The organism is uncultured Ellagibacter sp., assembly GCF_934617235.1.
Lineage (GTDB): Bacteria > Actinomycetota > Coriobacteriia > Coriobacteriales > Eggerthellaceae > Ellagibacter.
In genome coordinates, this window is sequence record NZ_CAKTTZ010000080.1 from 1 (window position 1) to 2,490 (window position 2,490).

The window sequence follows — 2,490 nt, forward strand, 5'->3', positions numbered from 1 at the left end:
CCCATGATAGGGGGAGCCTGCTTTTCGGGAGGGCCGCCGATGGGACACCCATGTCAACGGTGGTTTAACATAGAGACGCCCAGATGCAGTAATAACGCACAATTTAGCGCCCGAGAGTTGTCCAATCGATAAAGATGTTGCGCCTCAGGTCGATCTCGCAACGAATCTCTTTGGAGCTTTTGCTTCGATACGCGACTCCGATTTGCCTTGCAACCATCCTGCGCACCGTATCAAAGTTTGCCCGATCGGATATCTGCCGATAAGTAAGCGGCATGATGGTAAAGCCCATTTGTTGAAGCGCGGTCGTCCTGTCGGAGTCCGAAATCGCCGAATCGTAGTCGTCGTGGACCACTTTTCCCTGGCATTCGACGATAAGCGGGCTTGCGCCGTTGGGAACGTCGAACAGCAGGTCGGCGTAGCACGTCGATTTCCCATAGATGCGCCTTGCGCTTGTCGAAAGCGGAATTCGCTCGTTGTTGACGAATCCCGAAAAGCCCTCGCCGCCCTTGCATCTTTGCGTCGAGAAGAGCATCGAAGCTTGGACCTCAAACGGCGAAGCGGTAACCCCGGTCACGCGTTTCGCGGCGCGCGCGAAACGCCGCCCGCCGCGTTCGCTTTTCATGGCGTCGGCGAACTGTCCCAATTCGCCCAGCTCGATAAGAGGTTCTCGTCTCCAAAGGTCGGTCTTTCTCCCCGAAGAGCTTTTGACTCGCCGCCACCCGAATGACCGGGGAAGCAGCTCGGAAGAGTCGATGCTGTCGAGAAGCGCTTCAACAACTGGGCTCGGCCGAAATATCGAAAACGTGCCACAGAATTCGTACATCGCCATAACAAGGTGGTTTTCGTCGACATGCGAGGCAAGGTTAAATAGTGAATAGAGAGGACTTGCCGTTGAAATACCGAGGTCGGTTTGCTGTATGCACCCAAATGGCAACTCGTTTGTAACGAGGTGCGACACCGTGCTCACGTTGTTCAGTCGGCGTTTGCGATCAGTCGCTAAAAGATGGACGGGGATACCGAGTATCTCATGGGTGAGTATATGGCTCCTGAAGCCTGCACGATTGCTATCGGTCGCCCTGTCGGGGTAAGGAGGGCACAGCATTAGAACCTGCGGAGGGGTTCGATGAAAGCGAAACGCCGATATGTCGCACAGAATGTCTTCCATGCGCGAACTTTACCAGGTTTGGGGAAAGCGCGCATCACAAGACTTGCGGCGCCAGGCCACGCCATTCCCCTGCGCGGCGTCGAGAATAAGCATACCGCCACGTCATCTCTCAGCCCGCGCGGCCCGCGCGATGGACCCCGCAGGCGCGGGAAGAAAGCGCTAGCAGCCCTCGATAGCCATGCCAGGCTCAGGCGCGTATTCTAGGAAGTCGGCGAGCGTGGCCGAGTCGACGTATTCCTCGATCACCTGGTCGAGCCCCGCCCAGAAGCGCACCGTCGTGCACTCGCTTTTGCGCGGGCAGCCGATTTCGTCATCCTCAAGCGCGTTGCACGCCACGGGCACCGTGGAACCCTCGGCCGCACGCAGCACGTCACCTGCACGAATGTCGGACGCCTCGCGAGCCAGCGCATAGCCGCCGCCCTTGCCACGCACACTGCGCACAAGCCCTGCGGCCATAAGCGGCCGCACCACCTGCTCGAGGTATTTCAGCGAGATGTCTTCCTCTTCGGCCACTTTGCGCAGGGGAACCTTCCCGTCGGGGCCTTGCTGGGCAATGCGGATCATGAGGCGCATCGCGTAGCGCCCCTTCGTGGTTACCAGCATCGTTTATCCTCACTTCCCCCTCGTGATACGGTTCGCCCTCGGAATAACCCGAACGCAACCGCCGTGCGCAACCATTTCGATTTCGCGTGCTCATTCTAGCGCGAAAGCAATCTATTACTTGACATTTTATCGCTTCGAGGTATTTTATTCCTAGAAAATTCATAGGAATATGCACAGACGAGAGGGGCATACTTCATGGAAACCACTGCAACGAGCCCGCTGCTGAAACTGCAGGGGCTGTCGGCCTCGGTAGGCGACAAACCCATCCTTCACGACATCGATCTGGCGATCGGCGCACACGAGACGCATGTCATGATGGGCCCGAACGGCGCCGGCAAATCGACGCTCGGCCATGTAATCATGGGCGACCCTGAGTATAGCGTAACTTCGGGCACCGTGACCTTCGACGGGCAAGATATTACGGAACTTTCCCCCGACAAGCGCTCACGCGCGGGTCTTTTCTTGAGCTTCCAGGCCCCGGTCGAGATCCCCGGCGTGCCGCTGTCGAGCTTCCTGCGCGCCACCGTCGAGGGCCGCGAAGGCTTCAAGATGAAGGGCAAGGAATTCCGCAAGCACGTGCGCGAACTGTCGAAAAGCCTCGACTTCGACACGGCGTATCTCGATCGCGAGCTGGGCGTGGGCTTTTCCGGCGGCGAGAAGAAGAAGCTCGAGATGCTGCAGCTGCTGCTTCTCAAGCCGAAGCTGGCCATCCTGGACGAGAC

At 58.3% G+C, this 2,490-nt stretch carries 3 protein-coding genes; 1 reads left to right on the top strand and 2 read right to left on the bottom strand.

What is annotated here, in order from left to right; translation table 11 throughout:
- Positions 1 to 103 precede the first annotated feature (103 nt).
- Both Q0G85_RS10220 and Q0G85_RS10225 read right to left on the bottom strand, forming a co-directional pair.
- Positions 104 to 622, bottom strand: a complete 519-nt coding sequence (locus Q0G85_RS10220; RefSeq protein ID WP_297157666.1) for a hypothetical protein — start codon at positions 620 to 622, stop codon at positions 104 to 106.
- A 702-nt stretch (positions 623 to 1,324) separates the two neighbouring features.
- Positions 1,325 to 1,768 carry an Rrf2 family transcriptional regulator gene (locus Q0G85_RS10225; RefSeq protein WP_297157669.1) on the bottom strand — a complete coding sequence of 148 codons (444 nt, stop codon included), beginning with the start codon at positions 1,766 to 1,768 and terminating at the stop codon, positions 1,325 to 1,327.
- A 195-nt stretch (positions 1,769 to 1,963) separates the two neighbouring features.
- Here Q0G85_RS10225 and Q0G85_RS10230 point away from each other — a divergent pair.
- Positions 1,964 to 2,490 (top strand): ABC transporter ATP-binding protein (locus Q0G85_RS10230; protein WP_297157672.1); only part of this gene is annotated, 527 nt, incomplete at its 3' end.